Origin of the sequence: Buttiauxella gaviniae ATCC 51604, assembly GCF_001654835.1 — a bacterium.
In the GTDB taxonomy this organism is placed as follows: Bacteria; Pseudomonadota; Gammaproteobacteria; order Enterobacterales; family Enterobacteriaceae; genus Buttiauxella; species Buttiauxella gaviniae.
In genome coordinates this window covers 155,037-176,025 of the sequence record NZ_LXEP01000044.1, presented here as the reverse complement: position 1 = coordinate 176,025, position 20,989 = coordinate 155,037, and the positions used below count along the sequence as shown (strand labels likewise).

The window sequence follows — 20,989 nt, the reverse complement described above, 5'->3', positions numbered from 1 at the left end:
CCATCTGGGAAAGGAGTAAATTCGATATATATTAAATTATATAGCGATGGCATTAGCAACTGATTATCGATCCTTACTGCTTGCCTGGCAAAACATGGCTGCTATCCTAAGCGCCATTTTCAGCTAATGATATTGCCAATGAACGCGCCTGAAAGCCTACTATCTGTTCGTGACCTAACCCACTGCTTTGCCGGTAAAACACCACAGGTGAATGCGGTGTCATTTGATATTTATCCCGGTGAATTTGTTTCAATAATAGGGCCAAATGGTAGCGGGAAATCGACTGTGTTACGGCTTATCATCAGCGAGCTGCTACCCGCTCACGGCGAGATTGTGATTCAGGGTAAAGCGTTAAGCACCATGAAACCCATTGAACGCGCGCGCTCTGTCGCTCTACTGACCCAGCATGACAATGCAGATTTACGTCTAACAGTGCGTGAATATGTGGCATTGGGGCGCATTCCCTGGCAGGCCGAATATCCAAATGTTGAACATGAAAACGCCATTACCGAGGCGATTAACGATGTTGGCATCACGCATCTACAACAGGTTTCGTTGGGGAAATTATCCGGTGGTGAGCGTCAGCGAGCAGGTTTAGCCCGTGTTCTGGCCCAACAACCCGCTTTGCTGTTGTTGGATGAACCGACCAATCATCTCGATCCACTCGCCCGTCATCAGTTGCTTAGCCTCGTCAGACACAAAAACATCACCACCATTGCGGTGTTGCATGATCTTGAATTGATTCAACCTTTTTCAGAGCAGGTTCTGATGATGAACCATGGGCAACTGATTTGCCGAGGTACGCCGGCGCAGGTTCTGGACTCACCCTGGCTTGCAAAAATATTCGGTATGCAGAGCCTGCATGTTACACATCCCAACAGTGGCAAAACACTACGCATCTTCGAAGCCCTGCCATCACAATTTGATTGAAATACAAATAACTAAGCATTGTTTGATCTGACCAGACCTATTCACCCCATCAATTCCTGTATGGTGCGGCGGTTTATCAGGAAGCGAGAGTTTCGCTTTCGGTTCTGCCGTTTTAGCGCACGTCGCTATCCGGGATAGTGTGCTCAGGTGAGGTTCCATTCTGGACACCCTGTCCCCGCTATTCATGTCCGCAAGGTCAATCATTTGCGGCAATAGTGAATCAGGAGTATGTGTGAAAAAATTAATTCTAGCGGCGTTACTGACCGTGATTTCTGGCGGCGCGGTTGCCTCTGGCTTCCCGGTCACCGTCGATAACTGTGGTAAACCAATGACGTTTACCGAGGCGCCTAAGCGCATGGTCGTTCATGACATCAATATGTCTGAAATGGCCTTCGCTCTACATCTGCAACCAAAAATCGTAGGCGTCAGTGGCATTTCTGGCTGGTATAAAAATATCCCGGCATTTACTCGTTTGCAGGGTTCTATCCCGGAAATTGCGCCGAAATACCCGTCGATGGAAACGTTACTGGCGGCAAAGCCCGACCTGTTCTTCGCCGGCTGGAACTATGGTTTACGTGGCGATGTCACGCCCCATGCACTGGCGAAATTTAATATAAAAACGCTGGTCCTGACCGAAAGCTGTATTCATGTAGATAGCCATCGCCCACGCGCCAGTATGGATTTGCTGTATAGCGATATGGTGCGACTGGGTAAAGTATTCGGCAAAGAAGAAGATGCCGTTAAGTTGGTCGATAGCTGGAAAAGACACGTTGCGAACTTAACCCAAAAGATTGCCGGGCATAAACCAGTGCGCGTTTTCCTCTACGATTCTGGCGAAGATAAGCCTTTCACCAGCGGTGCGTATGCCATGCCAACGGCAATTATCGAAGCTGCCGGCGGTAAAAACGTCATGGATACGATGGATAAAAGCTGGACCGCGACCAACTGGGAAAGTGTTGCCGCCGCGGAGCCTGAGTTTATTATTCTGATGGACTATCAGTCTGACTATAACGGTGGCGCTGATGGATTACGGCGTTTCCTGGAACAACATCCGTTGATGAAGAATACGCCAGCGGTGCTTCATCATCGCTATCTGAAACTGAAGTATCAGGAACTGACACCAGGGCCTGCCAATATCACCGCGATTACTAAACTTGCCCGCGCGTTTTATCCGGCATCATTTAACTAATGTTCGCTAACAAGCGTTTTTTACTGGTGTGGCTAGTCGCCCCGTTGTTGCTTGCGGGGCTCGCTCTGGCAAGTGTTGCGAATGGCAGCGTAGCACTCTCTTTTTCACAAGTGTTGACCTCCCTCGGCCTGGTGCATGGTGAGGTTGCCCCGATGATAAAAAGCATCGTGCTCGAATTACGGTTGCCGCGCACGATACTGGGCATAATTGCCGGTGCCGGGCTGGCCCTGGTCGGTTCCTTGCTGCAAACCACCACGCGCAACGATTTAGCCGACCCCTTTTTATTCGGCCTATCTTCGGGTGCTTCTGCAGGCGTGGTGCTGGTGATAACCCGTCTTGGCGATAGTCTGGGTTCGTGGACATTGCCCATAGCCGCATTTGTCGGTGGGATGCTGTCTGCCGCTGCCGTGATGATTATCTTTATGTCGCAATCACATAAAGGAACTGAAAAGCTGATTATATGCGGGCTGGCGGTGTCATTTTTATTTGGGGCATTGACCAACTTCCTGATTTTTTCCGGCGATCAGCGGGCCGCCAGCAATGCACTTTTTTGGGCGCTTGGCGGTTTAGGTTTTGCACGCTGGGAAAATCTCGGATTTGCCGCGACCGCACTGATCATTCTCATTGTGCTTATATCCCGACGCTGGCGAGCCCTCGATGCCCTGTTGGCAGGCGAGCAAACCGCCTGGTCACTGGGTATTAACGTCAATCGCTTACGAACCGAGGTTTTCCTCTGCTGTTCTATGGCCACCGCAATCCTGGTTTCACTAACCGGGGTGATTGGTTTTGTTGGGTTGATGGTGCCCCATCTGGCGCGACCATTTGCTGGTGTGCGTCACCGGAAATTATTGCCACTAGTGGGAATAATGGGGGCAATACTTCTCTCTGCGGGCGACATTCTTAGTAGAACACTCACCGCCCCTCAGGAGCTGCCAATTGGGATTATCACAGCCGGTGTGGGCGGCGTGTTTGTTCTGGTGATACTGCTACGCCGCGTCAGCTAAATACTAAGCGTCGCTACGGCGACGGCCTATCCACTCTTCAATTTGGATAGGCAGCGCTTCCGGCGCTTTTCTAAACATTCTGCGCGCCAAATCCAGCACGGTGTGCTGAGCAAGAGCTTCTTCCATGCGTTGCTGCGCAACCTGCATCACATGGCGCACACCACACACGCCTTCGCACGCCCATGCGGGAGCGGGTTCATCGAAGATAGCCATGCGCTGGCGAATTTCTTTACAGTCAAAAATCGATTTTTCACCATCGATAGCCGCGACTATATCCAGCACTGTTATCTGATCGGCAGGTTTCGCCAGGCGAAATCCCCCACCTTTTCCTTCGGTACTTTCAACCAACTGAGCTTTGGAGAGCTTGGTAAAAATCTTCGCCAGATAGTCGTACGGAACGTTTTGTAGCTCAGCAATTTCCCGCACGCTCATCTCGCGGCCATCACCTTTGCTATCAACCAGACACATCAGGCTATGGATACCGTACTCCACGCCAGAACTGTAAAATGCCATAAATGCTCCGCTCCGTTTATTCTGAGTTAAATAATAAATCCTTCCTTGTTTTGAAGCAATTCCTGTCAGTTACCATGATTAATTTGTTTTTAAATATCAATTAATTTCAAATGATTAAGACGTAAATCATTTCTGACCACCCTAAAGCCCTTGAAAATCTTAACTACGACAAATATGATCGTAGTTAAGATTTTCAATGACCTCAGAAAAACCAGGGATAAATTATGAAACAACAAATTCTTATTTTAGGCGCAGGGTTTGCCGGAATGTGGGCAGCGTTGAGCGCTGCACGTTTAACCGATCTTCACGATCGCAACGATATTGAGATAACAGTCCTCGCACCGCAACCAGAGCTCCGTATTCGCCCACGCTTTTATGAGGCGGGAGTTGAAAATTTTGCAGCGCCTCTATTACCGCTATTTGCTGCTACAGGAGTGAAGTTTATTGCCGGGTCCGCCAGTGAGATTGACGTCGCGAGCAAACAAGTGTGGTATCACACCGCGCAAGACCAGTTGGCGGCGCTTCACTATGACCGCCTGGTATTAGCCACCGGCAGTCAAATCAACCCAATTTTCCCTGGCGCAAATGAGCATGCTTTTGATGTCGATAAACTTGAAAGCGCGGCTCATCTTGAAAAACACCTTCACCAGTTAGCGGAGCAACCCGATAGCCATGCGCGTAATACCGTAGTGGTTTGTGGCGGCGGTTTCACAGGTATTGAACTGGCAACCGAACTCCCTGCTCGTTTACGTGCGATTTTGGGAAATGAAACTCAGGTGCGAGTGATTGTTGCAGACCGAAGCCCGGTAATTGGCGGCCGTTACAGCGAAGAGTTGTGTCAGGTTATCAAACAAGCAAGCGACGAACTTGGTGTTGAATGGCAGCTTGAAGCAGAAATTGCTGCTATCAATGAACATGGCGTTAAGTTTAAGAACGGCGATTTTATTGCTTCCAACACGGTGATTATGACCATGGGCGTACAGGCCAGCCCACTTACCGCGCAAATTCCAGCCACGCGCGATTCACAAGGTCGCCTGCATGTTGATCAAAACCTGAAAGTCGTTGGTCATGAAGACATTTATGCGACCGGTGATGTGGCTTATGCCCGTACCGATGATAAAGGCAACACCGCCCTGATGACCTGCCAGCACGCGATCATGCTCGGACGTTTCGTGGGTAACAACGTTGCAGCAGACATCATCGGCGTGGCTCCCCATCCTTATAGCCAGGTCAACTACGTCACCTGCCTGGATTTAGGTGCATGGGGTGCGGTTTACACCGAGGGATGGGATCAGGTGGTGAAATCTACCCGCGCGGATGGCAAGAAAATTAAAATCGCTATCACTAGCGAACTGATTTATCCGCCTAAACCGGAGAAAGAAATCGCCTTTGCGGCAGCCGACCCGTTAGCGCCGTTTGTTTAACCTAAGAATTGCCGTAGCTGAGTTAGCCATGTTGGCAAATGGCTGCGATACCAATCGATATATTTGCTGAGATCGGCCTTATGGTTGCGAGAAAGAATATCGAGGACTTCGGTGACTATCCATAATTTGCAGATAGCAATCTCCTGAGCCAGCGCTGCGGCATCAGTGGATGGTGAAACTTCCTGATATCGTTTTGCGATATGAATGTAATCAGAGATGTTTCCCATCCCTTTAATTAAGGGGGCGAGGTCAATTGCCGGGCTGCCGGTACTGAATCGCTCCCAGTCATATAACACCACATCTCCCTGTTCTCTTATTCCCCAATTACCTGCATTGGTATCACCAGAGATAAGCGTTTGCGGGCTAAACAGGCATGAGCCATATTTTTCAATATCGAGAACAATCGCAACAGACTCACTCGGTAACTTCAGTAGATCAAGCGCGTTTGTAGTTTTGTTCTGCATCCAATGGTGGTTTTTAAAAGCCCATTGCTTATCGACGGGATATTGATGAATACGTGTAATTGTCGTCAACACGTCGCGGCGCTCCGCTAACTCATGTTGACTCATAGCGTGGGGAATATATTCCAGCGTTAATGTCTGGGTTTCGGCATCACACGCTAACAACTCGGGGATAGCGATACCAGCGGTGCGAAATGCCGGAGCAACATATTGATAGAATTGAAACTCGACTATACTGCTCGGGCTTTTTTCAATGCATTCGATACCATGGAATGACGTTCGACGAACACGGGCAGCCCCCATTTTTGCCAGACAATCACTCATCACTTCACCCCGCTATTGGTTACTACTCCTGGTCTTTCTTGCTCTGCCAGTTGGCCCACGGGCTATCAGCTGGAAGGTCTTGTGACGCCTCGTTTGTTGTCTCTACCATATCGATATACAGATCTTCGACTTCTTTACGCGCCCATGGCGTGCGGCGCAAAAATTTGAGGCTGGACTTCACGCTTGGGTCGCTTTTGAAACAATTGATATTGATAAGTTTTGCTAGTTTTTCCCAGCCGAAATGTGCAACTAACGCATTCACAATAGCTTCAAGCGTCACGCCGTGCAGAGGGTCTTTTGATGAGTGGGTCATAATGCGTCCAGTAGATCTAAATAATTGCGCATAAGATAACAAAATAACGCGGCCTCATCTTTCTAAACGAGAACTTTCCTTACAAGCGTACGACATGTAGCCTACCCGGGCATACATTCATCAAGAGAATGATAAGGAATAAGTAATGAAACATGCAGTATGGACCCTGTCGCTTGCCCTGCTAACCAGCACTTCCGCGCTGGCAACTGAGGCTAAACTCCCAGCCCCAATTACCGCCTTACAGCAGCAAGGATTTGAACTCAAAGGTGAATTTAAAGGCCCTGGCGACCTGCCAGGCTACGTGATGCAATTCCAGGGGCAAGGCACAACAGTGTTCCTGACCCCGGATAAACAGCATGCAATTATGGGTAATCTGGTTGATGCCACCGGGAAAAACCTCAGCGATGCGCAAGTCGAGAAATGGGTTTATGCGCCCATGGCCAAAGAGATGTGGCAGAAACTTGAGAAAAATCACTGGATAGCGGCAGGAAAAGCGGATGCCCCGCAAATTGTCTACGCGTTTGCCGACCCATACTGCCCGTACTGCACTCAATTTTGGCAGAATGCGCAACCCTGGCTGAATTCAGGAAAGGTACAACTGCGTGTCCTAATGGTTGGGATGTTACGCCCGGACAGTGGGCAAAAAGCCGCAGCCATCATGATGGCTGACGATCCGGCTAAAACACTGGCGGAATATGAGAGTAGCAAAGGGAAATTGGCATTAAAAATCCCGACAACTATCAAGCCCGAAATCACGAAAGCGCTGGAAGATAACCTGGCGTTAATGGATGAACTGGGCGGCACGGCCACCCCATCTATTTACTACCTCAATAAAGATGGGCGTCTGCAACAACATCAGGGCCTGCCGGATGAAGAGACCATGAAAACGATCATGGGCGGCGATAAGTAACCATTCACGGGTGACGTTGTCACGTTACATCGCCAAAACTGGCTTGCAACGTCGCCCTGAAACAGCAAATTCCCGAAGTGCATCGCGCCACTTCGCCAGTGCAAATAGCTTCACGTCCGGTAATTGGCTGTTCGCAAGTAGCGGCCAAAGCTCGATGAACCACTGCTGCCATTCTCTTGAGTCAGTCACAGCCAGGGTATCGCGCAGATGAAATCTCTGAGGCCTTGTTGCATAATTTTTGGCTTGATAGGGTTCACCACTCAGTAGGCCGTAGGAAACAAAATTTGCATCGGCCTGAAGATGAGATAGCAGCAAAGTCGCAAGGCTCCCGCCCACTGCATCAAACACTACATCGGCATACTGCGTGGTAATCCGCAGCGCTTCATGGTCATCCATGGTAAGCGGCCTAATGCCGTTCTGAAGCAACATCGCTTTTTGATCTTCATTACGGCATACCCCAACGACTTCAGTCGCCCCCTGAATAGTGGCCCACTGAGCAAGCAATGCCGCACATGAGGAGTTTGCCGCGGTGAGTAACACACGCTTCCCCTGCACCGGCCATTGTTTTAGCATCACGAATGCCGCAAGCGGGTTGATGTATCCTCGGGCGGCTAAAAGATCGGGAGTGTTATCAGGGACAGGTACAGCCCATTGCTGGGGGCAATCAACCCATTGCTGCCAGGTGCCGTCACCGCGTAACGGCAAAATGCGTTTACCAATCCACCCGGGGTTATCCGCATCGATAACTACACCAACTCCTTCGTAGCCCACTATTCGCGGTGGCATCACTCGATGACGATAAGCGCCTGTTATCGGGATAAGGTCGGAAGGATTGACGGGGGCATAACGCATTTGTACGCGCAGCATTGCGCAAGGGCGCGGAGTAAGTTCTGCCTGTTCAAGAGTAATGACGTGTTCTGGTTGGCCAAACTGGCGGAACCAGAGTGCAGAATTGTGCATAAAAAAAGTGCCTCTAAGCTAAGCCTGGAGGCACTATATCAAGGTTTTCTACCGGTTTGGCACTTAGCAGTAACGAGCTACTGCGGCACGCATACCCTGAGTCAGAATAACCTGCAAATCTTCGCTAACTTTAGCAACCAGACCTGGAACCTGAGTCAAATCCTGGCCCCAATGGTCGCTATCGCACAGTACCGCTTCAACCAACTGCTGCTCGGTGATCTGTTTGTCGCCAAGTGAAGTCCACAGTTGCTGATAACGTACCAACCAATGCTCGTCATCCTGTAACGGATAGCTTTCGTTGTTACGCTCGCCTTTGTAGAAGGCAATCAGTGCTGCCAGTGCGAAAGTCAGACGCGCAGGTAAAGTACCGTTAGCCTGCTGGCCTGCCAGCAATTGCGGCAAAATACGGGTACGGAACTTGGTCATGCCGTTCAACGCGATAGACAGCAGTTGGTGCTGAATATACGGGTTCTGGAAACGGCTGGTTACCGCTTGTGCGAATGACTGTAATTCGTCACGTGGCAGATCCAGTACTGGGATGATTTCTTCAGCGATGGTCTTTTCTACGAAGCCACAAACTTCGGCATCGTTCATCGACTCGCCAACAGTGTTCAAACCAGCCAGATAAGCAACCGGAACTAACGCAGTGTGAGCACCGTTCAGGATTGCAACCTTACGTTCTTTATAAGGTTTGATGTCATCAACGATCAGCACGTTAAGCGGATATTTATCCAGACGCAGTTCTTGTGCCAGTGACGCAGGCCCCTGAATAACAAACAGGTAGAAGTGCTCGGCAGCGGCCAGGAAGCTATCTTTGTAGCCCAAAGATTTTTCAATGTCGGCAGCTTCGTCACGCGGATAACCAGTAACGATACGGTCCACCAGCGTAGAACAGAATGTGTTAGCGTCGTTCAGCCATTGGATGAATGCTGCAGGCAGCTCCCACTCTTGTGCATAACGCAGAACCAGTTCTTGCAGTGCGTCACCGTTGTAGTCGATCAATTCGCAAGGAATGATAACCCAACCTTTATCCGCAGCACCGTTGAAGTGGGTAAAGCGTTCGAACAGCAAACGGGTCAGTTTAGCCGGGTAGCTTACCGCTGGCGCATCTTCAAACTTATCGCCTGCGTGGTAGCTAATGCCCGCTTCGGTGGTGTTAGAGAATACGAAACGCATGTCTGGGTTATGTGCCAGTTTCAGGTAAGTTTCATATTCTTGATAGACGTTGATTTCACGGGTAACGGAGCGAATCAGACGCGAGTCACTTACCGCTTCGCCCTGCTCGTTCAGACCACGGATAACCGTAGTATATAGCCCATCCTGGGTAGATAACGACGGCGGGAATGCGCTGTCGATAGGACGTACGATAACAACGCCCGCATTTAAGTCCGTGTGTTCATTAAGAAGATCGACTTGCCAGTCGATGAAAGCACGCAGGAAGTTGCCTTCACCAAACTGGATAATACGTTCAGGGTATTGGGCGCCAGGGAAGTCTTGACGATTAAGTGTTTTCACTATGTTGTTCCTTGGTGTGTACAGGATGAGCGACCATAAAAATCCTGTCCAAATTACCAGAACTCAACGAAGTGAAACCCCGTTTTGATCAAGTTAGAGTTGTTATACCAATTATTTTTACACCCATTTTTGGTAGAACAACTCTCTATCTGTGACTAACTATTGATTGCCAGTTCTTTAAAGGTGGCGGTGCTTGTTTGGTTGCGGCCATTGCGCTTGGATAAATAGAGGTATTTATCTGCCTCTGCCAACAGCGAGTTAAACACATCAAGCAGCGGCTCATTTTTAGGTGTTGCGACAGCAAGGCCAATACTGACAGTAATAAACAGCGTTTGTTGCTGATAACGAAACGCCGTGAGTTCTACGCTCTGGCGAATCTTCTCCGCAATCTGATACCCTTCATCTTCAGAATTAGTGCTACAAGCCACCACAAACTCCTCACCGCCCAGACGGGCCACCAGCCCCTCTTCACCCACAACCTTTCTTAATTGCCCGGCAAACGCGCTTAATACGACATCTCCACATTCATGACCATAGTTGTCATTAATACGTTTGAAATAATCGATATCCAGCAGCATCACAGACAATTTTTGCCCGGGTTTATGCATTAACGGCGCGGTGATTTTCAGCGCTTCATAAAGACCTGAACGAGAATGCACACCGGTAAGATAATCATAATCGGCACGCAGCGAGGTCTGTTTAATCAGGCGGTTAATGGCATCTACGCTCACCGACACAATCAGCGGGCAAATCGCCATAGTGGCAATACCCAGACGTGCAGAGAACATCTCATTCACCAGCAGCGGCTGGCTATGGTGAAAGACCACTATTGAGTTGGCAACCAGAACAATCTCCATACCGCCCGTTAAAAACGTAACCAACGCAGTAATCGGCAATGGGTAGCGGATCGCACACCAGATAAGGGCTGGCAGCGGGAACGCAAGACTCCCTGCACCGCCAATCACTACTGAGGCAATCACCGAAATGATAACGCCCAGCAGCGGGTAGAGTTTCGAAAAATGAAAAGCGGGCATCTTCCCCCACTGCGGCCATTTAGCCATAAGCAGAAATGGCATCATCAGGACCCCAGTAGAGAATTGCTCACTAAACCAATCGCCAAACAACGGAAGAAACTGACGATAGTCTGATGAAAGGCCAAGGGAACCCAAAGATCCTAATAAAGAACTGAGCAGCGAACCAATAAGGCAAAAATAGAAAAGTTTAAAGGCATTAATGGCCCAATTATTTTCATCTTCATCACGGGAATAACGGAGTAATAGCAGGGCTACAATGATAACAAACACCATATTGGAGAGATTTATTATCGCTGATTGCCACCCCCAATGCGTGGTAAAGGCGTCGTAAACCACCATCGCGCTATAACAGAGGAAATAATATACAGGGCGATTCAGGAACGGGTTGCGAACAAACACGGCGGCCAGCACGGCATTCAGCGGCCAGAACAGAGACAGCTCATCAATCAGGCGAAGTGAAGCCCCGAAGAAGTAAAACAATGTAGTAATAACAAATATACTGATGGCGTTAGCCAGCCATTTTTCAGGCGAAAAGATCTTAAATTTATTTTGATTAGACATGCTATTTTAACTCATATTTATGCATGCACTGCTTAATAAAATAATACAACGAGATGAGTGCAAAAAATGAATTTTAGCTTAGCATATTTTATCTGGTACAACCTGTTGTCAACGAGATAAAGCTTATAAGCCTGATCCCTCAGGCTCTAATATGCATAGCTTACGAAAATCTTAGAAGATTGAACGGCCAATTCGCTGCGCCAGAATTTCAAGTGCTGCCGTTCCCGCAAGTGAGTTCCCCGAAGCATCTAATTCCGGGCACCAGACAGCAATCGACATCTCATGCGGCACAACGGCAATGATTCCCCCGCCGACACCCGACTTCCCCGGCATCCCGACGCGATAGGCAAACTCACCGGCACCATCATACATCCCGCTGGTAACCATCAATGCATTAATCTGCCGAGCTTGTTGAGCCGTAATAACGGGATCAGCAAGATGCAATGCGCGCCCCTGGTTTGCCAAAAACAGGAAGGTTTTCGCCAATTCAGCACAGCTCATTTTCAACGCACAGTAGTGGAAGTAATTTTGCAGGACGGTAATGACGTCATTGTCGAAATTGCCGAATGATTTCATAAGCCAGGCAATCGCCGCATTACGGGCCGAATGTTCAAACTCAGATTTCGCTACGCGTGCGTCATAAGCCAGGTCAGGTTGCTCCGCAAGCACCCGCACCACTTCCAGCATACGTTGCTTCGGCGCACTCAAGCGAGTCTGCAACATATCGCATACTACTAACGCGCCGGCATTAATAAACGGATTTCGGGGTTTACCTTGTTCAAGCTCCAACTGGAGTAAGGAATTGAACGGTTGCCCTGATGGCTCTTTACCCACGCGTTGCCAGATTTCGTGCTCATCATAGCGCGCCATTGCCAACGCCAGACTCAGCACTTTAGAGATCGACTGAATGGAGAATCGCTCAGTCGCATCCCCTGCGCTAAATACCTCACCTTCTACGGTGCAAACTGCAATCCCGAGCTTATCTCCAGGAATTTCCGCCAGTGCAGGAATGTAATCCGCCACTTTACCGCGACCGATTAATGGCCGAACCTGCGTGAGAATATCTTCCAGCAATTGATTATCTAACAGACCTGGCACTGCAAACTCCTGATTGGCGGGTATTTTACGCCCGCCATTATATCAGACCGCCGCCACGTCAGGCAGATGAAAACGCGCAGCAGCGCTTTCCAGCCGATGCGATTCAAGTGAAAACAACTCAGCTACGCTGGAATACCTTCCCAATCAAATAAGTTGCTGCTTTACCTGCTATAAGCACTCTGTCGCCAACGAGTTGACAGCGCAAATCACCACCACGTTGGGAAACCTGGCGAGCGAGCATCTGCGTTTTACCCAAGCGGTCCGCCCAATATGGGATGAGCATGCTATGTGTTGACCCTGTAACCGGATCTTCCTGTACCGATTCACCTGGGCAGAAAAGCGGCTGACAAAATCATATTCGCCATCACCCGGTGCAGTAATACAGACCATTTTTTCAAGCGGTATCATCGCATTGATGTTTGGGCAAACAGCCTCTACCTGCTGCTGATTTTCCAGCACAACCATGTAGTCCCGCGCGACACGCACTTCCTGGCATTGCGTAATACCTAACGTTTCCAGTAGCAACGGAAGCGGCATAACGGGTTCAGATTCCCAGGCCGGGAAATCAAGCGTCAACCAATCCCCGTTACGTGTTACGGACAACGGGCCAACAAAGCGTGTATCGAAGTGAATCGTGGTTTCCGGGTGATTGAGATATTCAAAAATCACATGTGCCGCTGCAAGGGTTGCATGGCCACACAGGTTAATTTCCCCTTGGGTAGTGAACCAACGTAACTCGTAGCCGCTATCGGTAGTAATAAAAAAGGCCGTTTCGGATTGATTATGCTGGCGAGACATTGCCAGCAGAGTTTCATCAGGTAACCACTCAGTAAGCGGACACACCGCCGCTGCGTTGCCACCAAAAGTGGTATCGCTAAACGCATCTACCATATAAAAATCAATTTGTTGCATAGCGTCTTCTCCCGGATAACTCAATGGCATGGACCATGCCATAAGAACAATGACGACCAGTACAGTTAAATGGGCGTTAAATCACAAGTTGGGCTGGGCTGCGCAGTAATACTTTGCCGACCAGATAAGTCACCGCCTTGCCCGACATCAACACCCTATCACCGACCAGTTGGCAGCGAATATCACCTCCACGGCTGGAAACCTGACGAGCCAACATCTGTGTTTTGCCTAAGCGGGCCGCCCAGTAAGGAATCAACATGGTGTGAGTTGACCCGGTAACCGGATCTTCGGTAATTGCCGCAGCAGGTGAGAAGAAACGGCTGACAAAATCGTAACCTTCAATTTCGGCAGGTGCCGTGATGCAGACCTTTTGGTTGAGCTTGAGCATCAATTGAATATCAGGATTTACCGCTTCAACCTGCCGTTGATTCTCAAGCAGCACGGTATATGTGCGTCCAAGTCTGACTTCCTGGTAATCACTAATCCCCAGGCAATCGAGCAGTAATTGTGGCGGCTCAACAGGCTCGCTGCTGGTTGCCGGGAAATCCAGCGTTAACCAGTCACCATTGCGGATAACCGTAAGTGGGCCAACGAAACGGGTAGTAAAGTGGATTGTGGCCTCAGGGTAATTGAGAGACTCAAAAATCACATGCGCCGTTGCAAGCGTTGCGTGGCCACAGAGATTAATTTCCCCCTGCGTGGTGAACCAGCGCAATTCAAAGCCATCATCTGTAGTAATAAAAAAAGCTGTTTCTGACTGGTTATGCTGGCGAGCCATTGCCAGCAGGGTTTCATCAGGCAGCCACTCCGTAAGCGGGCATACTGCTGCCGCGTTGCCACCAAAAGTGGTATCGGTAAAGGCATCTACCATATAAAAATCAATTTGCTGCATCGCTTTCACTCCACCACCTATCCCAATTACATACCATGCCATGAGAGTCAGGTTTAACAGCACAATTAAATGAGACTTAAATCACAAAATGGGTTGTATGGCTGGATCGATGGTTTTATGATCACCGCCTCTCCTAACAGTTCATTTATCAGCGCGAAACCAATCTATGACAATAAGTAATGTCTCACGCAAAACGGCATGGTTACGCGTCGTAACACTCGCGGTTGCGGCCTTCATTTTTAACACCACTGAATTTGTTCCCGTCGGTTTGCTTTCCGATATCGCCAGTAGTTTTGGTATGCAAACTGCTGAAGTCGGGATCATGCTGACTATCTACGCATGGGTCGTTGCGCTCATGTCACTGCCATTTATGTTATTGACCAGCCAGGTTGAGCGTAAACGGCTACTGATTGGCATCTTTACCTTGTTTATCGCAAGTCATGTGCTGTCTTTCGTGGCCTGGAACTTCACCGTGCTGGTAATAAGCCGCATTGGTATCGCGTTTGCTCACGCTATTTTCTGGTCGATAACCGCATCTCTGGCGATACGCATGGCACCAGCGGGTAAAAAAGCCCAGGCTCTGAGTTTGATTGCAACAGGTACTGCGCTGGCGATGGTTCTAGGTTTGCCGCTTGGGCGCGTAGTCGGCCAGTATTTCGGCTGGCGCACCACCTTCTTCGCCATTGGCGTGATAGCCGCCCTGACACTATTTTGCGTTATCAAGCTGCTGCCTAAATTACCAAGCGAACATTCTGGCTCACTGAAAAGTTTGCCACTGCTGTTCAAACGCCCGGCGTTAATGAGTCTGTATGTGCTGGTAGCCGTAGTCGTAACCGCGCATTACACCGCCTATAGCTACATTGAGCCGTTTGTACAAACCGTGGCAGGCCTTAGCGCCAACGTGGCCACCTTCTTGTTGCTGGTTCTTGGTGGTGCCGGGATTATTGGTAGTGTGATGTTTGGCAAGTTGGGCAACCGCCATTCATCAATGCTGGTTAGCGGCTCAATCGGCTTGTTAGTACTTTGCCTTGCATTGCTCTTACCCGCAGCACAAAGCACAGTGAACCTGACGATATTAAGCCTGTTCTGGGGCATCGCTATTATGATTATCACGCTGGGTATGCAGGTGAAAGTACTGGCGCTGGCCCCGGATGCAACAGACGTCTCGATGGCGCTCTTCTCAGGGATTTTTAATCTTGGGATTGGTGCGGGCGCGTTGGTTGGAAACCAGGTCAGCCTGCATTTTGATATGTCGAGTATCGGGTTGGTCGGTGCGGTTCCAGCCCTGGCAGCACTTATCTGGTCGGTGTTGATATTCCGTCGCTGGCCCGTGTCGCTGGAAGAACAGCAAAGCCACTAAGTGAGTTAAGGGCAACGGTCTGCTACCGCGGCCCTTATTAAACTTACTGCGCCGGGAAGTGGGTAATAATTTCCAGCACGCCGTTAATAATAAATTGCACACCCATACAGACCAGCAAGAAGCCCATCAGACGGGAAATTGCCTCAATACCGCTTTTGCCGACCAGACGCATAATCGCGCCAGAACTGCGCAAACTTCCCCATAAGATCACGCCCACCAGTGCAAAAATTATCGGCGGCGCCACCAACACAACCCAATTAGAGAAATTGACGCCGTGTTCAATCGTTGACGATGAGCTGATAATCATCGCAATGGTACCTGGGCCCGCAGTGCTTGGCATCGCAAGTGGCACAAACGCGATATTGGTATCCGGCTCTTGTTCCAGTTCCTCAGCTTTCGAGTGTGCTTCGGGGGACTCATGTGCTTTTTGTTGCGGAAATAGCATCCTGAAGCCAATAAACGCAACAATCAAACCACCCGCAATACGCAGACCGGGTATCGAAATACCGAACGTATTCATCACAACTTGCCCAGCGTAATACGCAACCATCATGATGATGAAGACGTTGACTGACGCCATCAACGCGGTTTTATCACGCGCTTTTTTGTTCATATCTCCGGCAAGCCCTAGAGTACATTTGTAACCACTGAGACGGCAGCAAGCCGAAACGAAATAAATCAAGGGGTTACAAAATGACTAAGACTAAATTCTTCTCTATCCTCGCTAAAATGGTTGCTAACGGCTTCAACACCAACGGTGCTAAAGCAGAGGTTGTAACCTACTTCGCTGGCAACACCGATCTGTGTATCGTAGTTGAAGAAACCAGCGGTAAATTCAAACGTGTTTCTTTCCACCGCGAACCAAAAGCAGCGGCTGACCTGTGCGAAAAAATGAACAAATGGATTGTTCGTTTCAATATGCAGCAGGTTGAAGAAGTGGTTGAAGTTGAAACCGTAACCCCTGATGCAGTAACTACCCTCGCAGTAGCAATTAACGATTTGCCTAACGTTGAAGTAATGGTTTCTTCCGAAGTTCTGAAAGCAGCCGTTGCCGCTTGCCCTGGTGATGTTGAGCAGCAGATCAACAAAGTGGTTGAACTCTGGAAAGCAAAACTTGTTGGTATGCCTAACGACCACATCAAAACAAGTCTTGAAAGCGCTCTTGATGCCCTGGTTAAAGGTATTGAGGCTATCAACACCCCTGTTACCCCTGTTACCCCTGCCCCGATTTTTCCGGTGTCAGTTCTGGTTCACTGGTCTGAATCTGGCGAGTTCAAAGGCGAGGAAGTCCACTACACCTTTGAAGAATTTGAACGTAAGGCAAAGAACGCCGCAGCGCTTGCAGGTTCAGGCATGGGATACGACAAGACCAAGATCACCGTAATTTTTAACAACGGTGCTGAATATGGTTGTCGTTTAGACCTTGCCGCAGACGATACCCAATCTTTCCAGGTTCACGCACAGCAAATGATCGCCTACTCAAAGACCGAGAAAGGCGCGGCATATTACACCCAAGTTGGGTTGATGGATTGCGTAGCGTTTCTGGAAACCATCGATTTCAACATTCAGCGTGAGCCTACGAAGCAAGACGAGTTTCACACCCAGTACGCCGACTTGATGCAGACGGTAGAGGAATCAAGCTACTTGATGAAACTACGCTTGTTCTGCGACGTAACAGGCCAAGATCCGAAGGTTGCCGAACTGATGTTAGAGAAATCAGGGGGGTTCTTGTTGGGTGCTATCAAACTGCATCGAGGCGCGAACCATGCAAGCTAAACGGAACGGCGGGGGCTTACCCCGCTACCACTGGATGATTTTTATCCTGCTGGTAATCATCTGCTGTATCGAAATTGTATAAATGAAGTAAAATAGTTGTTAGATGTGATTATTTATAAGTCTAACCATTAAAATCATGAATCGTACAGATCGATTTATGTGATCAAAAACACTGTTTCAAAAAATTCAGAATCTATACTTTGCGTCCTCATCGGATGAGTAACAATTAATTTCCAAACGTAATTAAATTCGTTTGGTAATTTACAACAAACAATATGGAAAATTTAAAAATGTTATCTACCAAAGTCAAAAATCTATTTGTACAAGCATTAACCGAAAAGTTTGATTCTGTTTCCCGCATCGAATCGACCTATGATTTCGTAACTAGTGATTTCACCATCTGTATTAAATCACCACTTACGGGAAATGAAATTGTTCTGTTCAAGAACAAAAATGAAAAAGAAGCTGAAAAAGCATTCGCTGATTATTCAGAGGCGTTTTCTGAATGGCGTAATGATAATTACCCGACTGAATACCAAATTGCCGAAGAAATTTTTGATCAATACGCAGCCGAAGTTAAAGAAGAATCTTTATTAGAATATCTGGCTAATAAAGAAATTATTACCCAAACGGTAAAACTTGATGATTCCGTGATGAATCTACTTACCGGAATGGTTGCGGATCACATCGCTGAACATCGCGAACTGGCAGAACTCAACGACGATTCTATTCGTGTCCTGGAGGGTAAGAAATACAAGCTCACCCCATCGGGCAAATCTAACGTAACAGCGGGCGTACTGGCGTTGCTGTTCGGTGGCTTAGGGATTCACCGCTTCTACTTAGGTCAAATCGGGTTAGGTTTCCTGATGATGATTGTAACTTTCGTTTGTATGTTCTTTGGCCTGTTCTTCATCCCGATTATCTGGATGTTGATCGATGCGGTAATGATGTTCATGGCAAACAAAGAAGATTTTGCAAAAAAATATTCTAGTTGGGTTGTTGTCGATTCATCCGAAATCAAAAACAACGTTGATGATGTTCAAGTTCAATTCATGAACATGAAGTAAGGCTGAATAATGCGTTCTTACCCAATGTCTGATTTTTATATTGTCGTTATCTCTGGTGTTATCTTCGGAATTTTAGCGGCAATTATTGGTTAACTGTTTCACCCTGCTTTATTGAATTAACCATGTAGCAATTAAATCCCCCAGGATTGGGGGCTAACCAAACTCACTTTAAATTTTGTATCAAAAGGATTTTTTTAAATGAAAGCTGTTAAATCTCTGGTTGCTGTAGCTGTTATTTCTTCTTTCTCTGCGCAAGCTAACGCTATTAACGTTGGTGATTATTTGACTACACAGGGCCAGGAAGATTTTGATTATGCAACTGGGGGCAATCCTGATATGTCATTTATTATCAAGGGTGAAACTGCCGTTATCGGTTCAACCAATAACAAATACCCGTCTGATTTTGATTTAGGCAAGCTGGTTGGTGATATCAACAGCGGGTTTGATGGTGTGAACGCTAACGTTACAACCGCACAGGACACAGCAAATTCAGCTAAAGCCGATGCATCAAGTGCTGTTGATATGGCGCAAGATGCGAAGAACGCAGCCGCAGCAGTAGCCGCAGACGTTGACGCAGCAAAAACCAACGCTATTAACGCCGCAGCCGTAGCAGATGCAGCAAACGAGTTAGCAGGTATCGCAGCAAGTGCAGCAGCTACAGCAGACACCAAAGCGGATAACGCTTTAACAGTAGCAAATGCCGCAAGTGCAGCAGCAACCGCAGTTGATACCAAAGTTGATCAAGTAGTTCATCAACAAGGGTTGGTAAGCGACCGTGTGAACACTGTTGAAGTAAATCTTGCTAATACCGATAGCAAAGCAGATGCAGCCCTTGCCGCAGCACAAACAGCCGTCAACGATGCGAGCACAGCGAATAGCAAAGCTGATCAAGCTATCACTATCGGGAATGCAGCAAGCACAGCAGCAGCCGCAGCAGACACCAAAGCGGATACCGCATTGAGTCAGGCCAGCGCCGCAGATACGAAAGCAGAAGCCGCACAGAACACCGCAGATTCTGCCCTGCATCAAACGGGTATGTTAGGTGATCGGGTTCGTGTAACTGAATCCAACATTGCAGACATTAACAACCGCTTAGATAGCATTTCTCTTGCAGGTGTTGATCTGACCGATGTTAACGCAGGGATTGAAGCGAACGCAGCAGCAGCCGCAGACGCAACAACAAAAGCGGATCAGGCGATCAACGCAGGTTTAATCACGGCGGGTAAAGTAGATGCAGCGCAAGGCACAGCAACAGAGGCGCACGGTCTGGCGACTACTGCAAACCAAACAGCAGCAGCCGCAGACGCTAAAGCAGACGCAGCAACCGCAGCAGTTAGCACTATTTCAGACGCTGTAGCAGGTAAAGCGGATAAAGAGCATGTTGATAATGCTCACTCAAAAGCAGACCTGATCAATCAGATTCTTCACGGTTCACCGTCTACCCTTGCGACGGGTTCCACTGGTGATATCGGTCTGATTGCACAAGTCGATAAGCACGCTACTGATATTGCGGTTGTATCAAACCAGGTTGTAAACATCGTTGATTCAGTTAACGACGCAGCGAACCAGGCAGCAGCCGCAGTAAGCAAGGTTGATGCAGTAGACGTTAAAGCGACTACCGCACATGCCAAAGCTACTGACGCAGATACAAAAGCGACTACCGCACATGCCAAAGCGACCGACGCACAGAGCACAGCAAGCAACGCAAGCAACAAGGCAGACGTAGCGCACCAAACAGCACAGCAAGCGAACACGCAAGCCCTGAACGCTTCAAACATTGCTTACTCAGCACATGAACGCATTGAACAAACCAACCAGGTTGTAAGCGGGTTTGATAATCGAATCACCAGTGTTGAATCCGATGTTAAGAGCATGAACAAATCATTCGCTAACCTGAAAAACCAGGTTGATAAGAACCACAAGCAAGCCAAAGGCGGTATTGCTGGAGTTGCTGCAATGGCTTCAATCCCAACAATTGCAGGTGAAAAACTTTCAATCGGTGCAGGTTTCGGCGGGTTCGAAGGTGCAAGCGCGGTAGCAGTTGGCGCAAGTTACAACGTTAATAACCGTGTAGCTCTCAAAATGAACGTAGCAACCACCAGCAGTACAGAGGTTACTTACGGTGCTGGCGTGGCGTTCGGATTTTAATTAATACCCAATCAATTTAATTCAAGCCCCCAATAACGGGGGCAATAAAATAAGGTACATACCATGCATTACATGAAACCAGAACAAATCTTGAATTTCTTCCATATGTTTACCAAACCTACTTCAACCGTAGAATTTACCGTAAACGATACAAACGCAGTTGTAATGATGGTTAGTGATAACGACGAATTAACCGCAGCAACTGTAATTTCAGTCCACGAAAACGCAGCCGATGCAAACACCGCAAAAGGCGTATATGAAGCAGCTTTTAAAATGTACCGTGAAACTATGACAACCCAGGAAACCGAAATGAACATTAACGAAAAAGTAAAAATTGGTATGACTCTTGAAAATGCGATTGCATTCGCTAATTCAACAGCCGCTGTAAATGAAAAAAATGAAGTGCTTATTACTATGGTACGCAACGGGGTTACTGAAACGAAGGTGTTTTCAAGCCATGCGACCGCAGAAGAAGCACAGGCAGAAAAGGCAGAGCATGAAAAAATGGTTGCTGACTTCAAAAGCCAGGTAGCAGCCGAAGAAGTGACTCAATAAGATTTATCAGAAGGGGCTAGAAAATAGCCCCTTCGAATAAGTC

19 protein-coding genes and 1 pseudogene are annotated in these 20,989 nt (G+C 48.3%); 10 read left to right on the top strand and 10 right to left on the bottom strand.

Translation table 11 applies throughout. The annotated features are described in order from the left end of the window. Positions 1–138: 138 nt before the first annotated feature. From M977_RS21805 to M977_RS21795, 3 genes are all read left to right on the top strand, one after another. The gene (locus M977_RS21805; protein WP_083962983.1) at positions 139–930 is read left to right on the top strand and encodes an ABC transporter ATP-binding protein; all 792 of its coding nucleotides are present in this window, start codon (positions 139–141) and stop codon (positions 928–930) included. Between the two features lie 232 nt (positions 931–1,162). Continuing rightward, positions 1,163–2,119 carry an ABC transporter substrate-binding protein gene (locus M977_RS21800; protein ID WP_064518841.1) on the top strand — a complete coding sequence of 319 codons (957 nt, stop codon included), beginning with the start codon at positions 1,163–1,165 and terminating at the stop codon, positions 2,117–2,119. Next, a complete protein-coding gene (locus tag M977_RS21795; protein WP_064518840.1) occupies positions 2,119–3,123 on the top strand; it encodes a FecCD family ABC transporter permease in 1,005 nt (334 codons plus the stop codon). The genes M977_RS21800 and M977_RS21795 overlap by 1 nt, the downstream gene beginning before the upstream one ends. 3 nt (positions 3,124–3,126) lie before the next feature. Here M977_RS21795 and M977_RS21790 read toward each other — a convergent pair whose 3' ends face one another. Beyond that, the gene (locus M977_RS21790) at positions 3,127–3,636 is read right to left on the bottom strand and encodes an RrF2 family transcriptional regulator (protein ID WP_034455602.1); all 510 of its coding nucleotides are present in this window, start codon (positions 3,634–3,636) and stop codon (positions 3,127–3,129) included. 224 nt (positions 3,637–3,860) lie between these two features. On the opposite strand from M977_RS21790, the gene M977_RS21785 reads away from it, so the two are divergent. Further along, positions 3,861–5,060, top strand: a complete 1,200-nt coding sequence (locus tag M977_RS21785; protein WP_064518839.1) for an NAD(P)/FAD-dependent oxidoreductase — start codon at positions 3,861–3,863, stop codon at positions 5,058–5,060. On the opposite strand, the gene M977_RS21780 is transcribed toward M977_RS21785, so the two are convergent. Together M977_RS21780 and M977_RS21775 are read right to left on the bottom strand one after the other, a co-directional pair. Next, positions 5,057–5,845: a phosphotransferase family protein gene (locus M977_RS21780; RefSeq protein WP_083962982.1), complete on the bottom strand. Its 789-nt coding sequence runs from the start codon at positions 5,843–5,845 to the stop codon at positions 5,057–5,059. The two genes, M977_RS21785 and M977_RS21780, sit on opposite strands and share 4 nt — an antisense overlap. A gap of 22 nt (positions 5,846–5,867) precedes the next feature. Beyond that, complete coding sequence (locus M977_RS21775) at positions 5,868–6,158, bottom strand: VF530 family protein (protein WP_064518837.1); 291 nt, start codon at positions 6,156–6,158, stop codon at positions 5,868–5,870. Positions 6,159–6,303: 145 nt separating this feature from the next. Here M977_RS21775 and dsbG point away from each other — a divergent pair, with 145 nt between their 5' ends. Continuing rightward, positions 6,304–7,068, top strand: a complete 765-nt coding sequence (dsbG, locus tag M977_RS21770) for a thiol:disulfide interchange protein DsbG (protein ID WP_064518836.1) — start codon at positions 6,304–6,306, stop codon at positions 7,066–7,068. A gap of 24 nt (positions 7,069–7,092) precedes the next feature. On the opposite strand, the gene M977_RS21765 is transcribed toward dsbG, so the two are convergent. From M977_RS21765 to M977_RS21740, 6 genes and pseudogenes are all read right to left on the bottom strand, one after another. Further along, entirely contained in the window at positions 7,093–8,028 is a 936-nt protein-coding gene (locus M977_RS21765) for a zinc-dependent alcohol dehydrogenase family protein (protein ID WP_064518835.1), read from the bottom strand. A gap of 63 nt (positions 8,029–8,091) precedes the next feature. Further along, the gene (locus M977_RS21760) at positions 8,092–9,543 is read right to left on the bottom strand and encodes a tagaturonate reductase (protein ID WP_064518834.1); all 1,452 of its coding nucleotides are present in this window, start codon (positions 9,541–9,543) and stop codon (positions 8,092–8,094) included. 155 nt (positions 9,544–9,698) lie between these two features. Further along, on the bottom strand, positions 9,699–11,138 hold the full coding sequence (locus tag M977_RS21755) for a GGDEF domain-containing protein (RefSeq protein WP_064518833.1): 1,440 nt from the start codon (positions 11,136–11,138) through the stop codon (positions 9,699–9,701). A 171-nt stretch (positions 11,139–11,309) separates the two neighbouring features. After that, a complete protein-coding gene (gene glsB / locus M977_RS21750; RefSeq protein ID WP_064518832.1) occupies positions 11,310–12,236 on the bottom strand; it encodes a glutaminase B in 927 nt (308 codons plus the stop codon). Positions 12,237–12,354: 118 nt separating this feature from the next. After that, positions 12,355–13,148, bottom strand: a pseudogene (locus tag M977_RS21745) (PhzF family phenazine biosynthesis protein). Between the two features lie 76 nt (positions 13,149–13,224). Next, entirely contained in the window at positions 13,225–14,040 is an 816-nt protein-coding gene (locus M977_RS21740) for a PhzF family phenazine biosynthesis protein (RefSeq protein WP_064518831.1), read from the bottom strand. Between the two features lie 166 nt (positions 14,041–14,206). Here M977_RS21740 and M977_RS21735 point away from each other — a divergent pair, with 166 nt between their 5' ends. Beyond that, a complete protein-coding gene (locus M977_RS21735) occupies positions 14,207–15,400 on the top strand; it encodes a sugar transporter (protein WP_064518830.1) in 1,194 nt (397 codons plus the stop codon). A 43-nt stretch (positions 15,401–15,443) separates the two neighbouring features. Here the strand turns inward: M977_RS21735 and M977_RS21730 are convergent, their stop codons facing one another. Next, on the bottom strand, positions 15,444–16,082 hold the full coding sequence (locus M977_RS21730) for a MarC family NAAT transporter (RefSeq protein ID WP_064518829.1): 639 nt from the start codon (positions 16,080–16,082) through the stop codon (positions 15,444–15,446). An 11-nt stretch (positions 16,083–16,093) separates the two neighbouring features. Between M977_RS21730 and M977_RS25890 the strand changes: the two genes are divergently transcribed. The 4 genes from M977_RS25890 (at position 16,094) to M977_RS21710 (ending at position 20,946) form a co-directional block, all read left to right on the top strand. After that, positions 16,094–17,176, top strand: a complete 1,083-nt coding sequence (locus M977_RS25890) for an LPD25 domain-containing protein (protein WP_064518828.1) — start codon at positions 16,094–16,096, stop codon at positions 17,174–17,176. A gap of 290 nt (positions 17,177–17,466) precedes the next feature. Further along, positions 17,467–18,243: a TM2 domain-containing protein gene (locus tag M977_RS21720; protein ID WP_064518827.1), complete on the top strand. Its 777-nt coding sequence runs from the start codon at positions 17,467–17,469 to the stop codon at positions 18,241–18,243. A 198-nt stretch (positions 18,244–18,441) separates the two neighbouring features. Next, the gene (locus M977_RS21715) at positions 18,442–20,391 is read left to right on the top strand and encodes a YadA-like family protein (protein WP_064518826.1); all 1,950 of its coding nucleotides are present in this window, start codon (positions 18,442–18,444) and stop codon (positions 20,389–20,391) included. Between the two features lie 63 nt (positions 20,392–20,454). After that, the gene (locus M977_RS21710; RefSeq protein WP_064518825.1) at positions 20,455–20,946 is read left to right on the top strand and encodes a hypothetical protein; all 492 of its coding nucleotides are present in this window, start codon (positions 20,455–20,457) and stop codon (positions 20,944–20,946) included. The last annotated feature ends 43 nt before the right edge of the window (positions 20,947–20,989 follow it).

Bases quoted from the DNA above. Each gene is read 5' to 3' on its own strand.
- M977_RS21805 (WP_083962983.1), top strand. From the start codon at position 139: ATGAACGCGCCTGAAAGCCTACTATCTGTTCGTGACCTAACCCACTGC.
- M977_RS21795 (WP_064518840.1), top strand. From the start codon at position 2,119: ATGTTCGCTAACAAGCGTTTTTTACTGGTGTGGCTAGTCGCCCCGTTG.
- M977_RS21790 (WP_034455602.1), bottom strand. From the start codon at position 3,636: ATGGCATTTTACAGTTCTGGCGTGGAGTACGGTATCCATAGCCTGATG.
- M977_RS21785 (WP_064518839.1), top strand. From the start codon at position 3,861: ATGAAACAACAAATTCTTATTTTAGGCGCAGGGTTTGCCGGAATGTGG.
- M977_RS21780 (WP_083962982.1), bottom strand. From the start codon at position 5,845: ATGAGTGATTGTCTGGCAAAAATGGGGGCTGCCCGTGTTCGTCGAACG.
- M977_RS21775 (WP_064518837.1), bottom strand. From the start codon at position 6,158: ATGACCCACTCATCAAAAGACCCTCTGCACGGCGTGACGCTTGAAGCT.
- dsbG (WP_064518836.1), top strand. From the start codon at position 6,304: ATGAAACATGCAGTATGGACCCTGTCGCTTGCCCTGCTAACCAGCACT.
- M977_RS21765 (WP_064518835.1), bottom strand. From the start codon at position 8,028: ATGCACAATTCTGCACTCTGGTTCCGCCAGTTTGGCCAACCAGAACAC.
- M977_RS21755 (WP_064518833.1), bottom strand. From the start codon at position 11,138: ATGTCTAATCAAAATAAATTTAAGATCTTTTCGCCTGAAAAATGGCTG.
- M977_RS21740 (WP_064518831.1), bottom strand. From the start codon at position 14,040: ATGCAGCAAATTGATTTTTATATGGTAGATGCCTTTACCGATACCACT.
- M977_RS21735 (WP_064518830.1), top strand. From the start codon at position 14,207: ATGACAATAAGTAATGTCTCACGCAAAACGGCATGGTTACGCGTCGTA.
- M977_RS25890 (WP_064518828.1), top strand. From the start codon at position 16,094: ATGACTAAGACTAAATTCTTCTCTATCCTCGCTAAAATGGTTGCTAAC.
- M977_RS21720 (WP_064518827.1), top strand. From the start codon at position 17,467: ATGTTATCTACCAAAGTCAAAAATCTATTTGTACAAGCATTAACCGAA.
- M977_RS21715 (WP_064518826.1), top strand. From the start codon at position 18,442: ATGAAAGCTGTTAAATCTCTGGTTGCTGTAGCTGTTATTTCTTCTTTC.
- M977_RS21710 (WP_064518825.1), top strand. From the start codon at position 20,455: ATGCATTACATGAAACCAGAACAAATCTTGAATTTCTTCCATATGTTT.